Here is a 2,992-nt window from a genome sequence, read left to right as displayed (position 1 = left end):
GTGCGGGCGCGGCGGGCGCGGGGTGCGGGCCGGGCGGGCGGGCCGTCACCGGCCGTCGTAGCCCGCGGTCGGCATCGAAAGCCTGCGGTGCACCCGGGCCTTCATCTGGGCGTCGTACGACGGCTCGGCGCGCCCCACGGTCTCCACGCGCACCCCGCGGCGCGCGCACTCGGCGGTGAACTCCTCCACCGAGGACAGGGCGCGTGCCAGCACGCGTCTGCTGGGCGCGACGAACACGTCCACGCCGGACCGGACCCCGTCCCACAGGGCGCAGTGGTCGAACCGCAGGCCGCCGACGAGGAGTTCGCGTGCGACCACGTAGCCGTGCTCCGCCGCCCACCGGGCGCACATGGCGTGCTGGCTGCGGGAGTCCACGAGGAAGGGGTCGGCCTCCAGCTCCTCCAGGGGCGTCAGGCTCGCGATGGCGGTGACCCGCACCGGCGCGAGCCCGCCGCAGGCGCCCCGCAGTTGTCCCATGGCGTCCCCCTCACCTCCGGGTTTCGCCGCCGACCCTACTCCTGCACGTAGGCTTCGGGGAGTCGCGCGAAGGAGGCGAAGAAGGTGCCGGTGGAGATCACCTGGTGGGGTCACGCCACGTGCACGCTCCGGGATTCGAACACGCGAGTGATCACCGACCCCTTGTTCGCCCGCCGGCTGGCGCATCTGCGCCGCCGACGGGGTGCGGTACCGCCCGCCGAGGCCCATCGCGCGGACGTGGCGCTCGTCTCCCATCTGCACGCCGACCATCTGCACCTGCCGTCGCTGGCCGCGCTCGCCTCGGGCACGCGCCTGCTCGTGCCCCGGGGCGCACCACGGGCGGTACCCGGACTGCGCCGGCTGCGGCACCTCGGCGTCACCGAGGTCGCACCCGGGGACCGGGTGCGGGTCGGCGACCTGCTGGTGCGGGTGGTCCCCGCCCGGCACGACGGGCGCCGGCTGCCGGTGGGCCCGCACCGCTCCCCCGCCCTCGGGTACGTCGTCGAGGGCGAGGCGCGGACCTACTTCGCCGGAGACACCGGGCTGTTCGACACCATGGCGGACGAGGTCGGGCCGGTGGACGTGGCGCTGCTGCCGGTGGGCGGCTGGGGCCCGTACCTCGGCGAGGGGCACCTGGACGCGGGGCGGGCGGCCCGGGCGCTGGCCCTGCTGGCGCCGCGGATGGCGGTGCCCGTGCACTACGGGACGTACTGGCCGATCGGCATGGACGCGGTGCGCCCGCACGAGTTCCACACGCCGGGCGAGGAGTTCGTGCGCCTGGCCGCCGCCGCCGCGCCGCAGGTGGCCGTGCACCGGCTGGAGCACGGGGAGAGCGCGCGGCTGGAGGTCGCGCGGTGAGATGGCCGTCCTGCGCGGTGCCACTGGCCGGCACCGTGACGTCCACGGTGCCGCCGGAGGTCACCCAGCAGGCGCTCGGGTATCCGTCGCTGTTCCTGCTGGTGCTGATCGGCGCGTTGGTGCCGGTGGTGCCGACGGGTGCCCTGGTCAGCTCCGCCGCCGTGGTGGCGTTCCACCGGACGGCTCCGTTCTCGCTGGCGCTGCTGTTCGTGACCGCCTCGCTGGCGGCGTTCCTCGGGGACGCGGCGCTGTACTGGCTGGGACGGCGGGGGCTGCGGTCGAAGAACGGGTCGCGCTGGCTGGAGGCCATCCGCTCGCGGGCGCCGGAGGAACGGCTCGCGCAGGCGCAGGGGAAGCTGGCCGAGCACGGGGTCGCCGTGCTGGTGCTGTCCCGGCTGGTGCCGGCGGGGCGAATACCCGTGATGCTGGCGTGCCTGCTGGCCGAGTGGCCGCTGCGGCGGTTCTCGCGCGGCAACCTGCCGGCGTGCCTGGCGTGGGCGCTGACGTATCAGGTGATCGGGATCCTGGGGGGTTCGCTGTTCCCGGAGCCCTGGGAGGGTGTGGTGGCGGCGGTCGCGCTGACGCTGGGGATCAGCGCGGTGCCGAGTCTGGTGCGGCGGGTGCGGTAGCGCCGCCGGGTAGCGGCCGGGCGGGGCCGTCGGTGTCCGGGCCGAGCAGCCTCGACGCGCCGACCGGGAGGTCCCAGAGGTCCTCGCGCCGAAGTCCGGCCTTCTGCCAGGCCGACCTCACCCGGGTGAGCGGTTCCAGGACCGGCTCCGCCGACAGTACGAACGTGCCCCAGTGCATGGGAGCCATCCTTCTCGCACCGACGTCCAGGGTGGCCTGGACGGCCTCCTCCGGGTCGCAGTGGACGTCGCGGAGCCACCAGCGGGGGTCGTAGGCGCCGATGGGCATGAGGGCCAGGTCGATCCCCGGATAGCGGCGCCCGATGCGGGCGAACCAGTGGCCGTACCCGGTGTCGCCGGCGAAGTAGAGGCGCTGTCCGTCGGCGGCGGTCAGCACCCAGCCGCCCCAGAGGCTGTGGCAGGTGTCGGTGAGGGTGCGCTTGGACCAGTGGTGGGCGGGCACGAAGTCGAAGCGGACGCCGGACAGTTCGGCACCCTCCCACCAGTCCAGCTCGGTGACGCGGGTGAACCGGCGCCGCCGGAACCAGCCGCCGAGGCCGGCCGGCACGAACACCGGTGTCGCGCGCGGGAGTCGGCGCAGGGTGGGTGCGTCGAGGTGGTCGTAGTGGTTGTGGCTGATGACGACCGCGTCGACGGGCGGCAGGGCGTCCCAGGGCACGCCCACGGGGGTGATGCGGGCCGGGGTGCCGAGGATGCGGCGGGACCACACGGGGTCGGTGAGCACGGTCAGACCGCCCATCCGGACGATCCAGCTCGCGTGTCCCGCCCAGGTCACGGCGAGCGTGCCGGTGCCGGCGCGGGGCAGCGCGGCGGGTGCGCAGGGGAGCCTGGGAATGTCGGCGAGGCCCTCGGGACCGGGGCGCACCGCGCCCTCGCGGGCGAAGCGGGCGAGGGCCTTGAGGCCGGGCAGCGGCGCGGTGAGCCGGTCGTGGAACGTGCGCGGCCAGACCCGGTGTTCACCGAGCGGCCGGGGCTCGGCCAGCGGCGGGAACGGGGGCGCGAGGGCGGCG

General features: G+C 75.5%; 4 protein-coding genes. 2 read left to right on the top strand and 2 right to left on the bottom strand.

The window, feature by feature from the left end; all coding sequences use genetic code 11:
- Positions 1-45: 45 nt before the first annotated feature.
- Positions 46-477, bottom strand: coding sequence for a hypothetical protein (locus V7E45_RS39670; RefSeq protein ID WP_333779150.1), 432 nt, complete (start codon positions 475-477; stop codon positions 46-48).
- Positions 478-561: 84 nt separating this feature from the next.
- Between V7E45_RS39670 and V7E45_RS39665 the strand changes: the two genes are divergently transcribed.
- Both V7E45_RS39665 and V7E45_RS39660 read left to right on the top strand, forming a co-directional pair.
- On the top strand, positions 562-1,335 hold the full coding sequence (locus V7E45_RS39665; RefSeq protein ID WP_333779149.1) for an MBL fold metallo-hydrolase: 774 nt from the start codon (positions 562-564) through the stop codon (positions 1,333-1,335).
- On the top strand, positions 1,332-1,964 hold the full coding sequence (locus V7E45_RS39660; RefSeq protein WP_333779148.1) for a DedA family protein: 633 nt from the start codon (positions 1,332-1,334) through the stop codon (positions 1,962-1,964). Before V7E45_RS39665 ends, V7E45_RS39660 begins: the two co-directional genes overlap by 4 nt.
- Here V7E45_RS39660 and V7E45_RS39655 read toward each other — a convergent pair.
- Positions 1,927-2,992 (bottom strand): MBL fold metallo-hydrolase (locus tag V7E45_RS39655; RefSeq protein ID WP_333779147.1); only part of this gene is annotated, 1,066 nt, incomplete at its 5' end. The genes V7E45_RS39660 and V7E45_RS39655 overlap by 38 nt on opposite strands.

This window comes from Streptomyces sp. IBSBF 3136, assembly GCF_036815105.1.
In the GTDB taxonomy this organism is placed as follows: Bacteria; Actinomycetota; Actinomycetes; order Streptomycetales; family Streptomycetaceae; genus Streptomyces.
The sequence above is the reverse complement of the archived record's forward strand: the minus strand, read 5'-3'. Positions and strand labels throughout refer to the sequence as shown.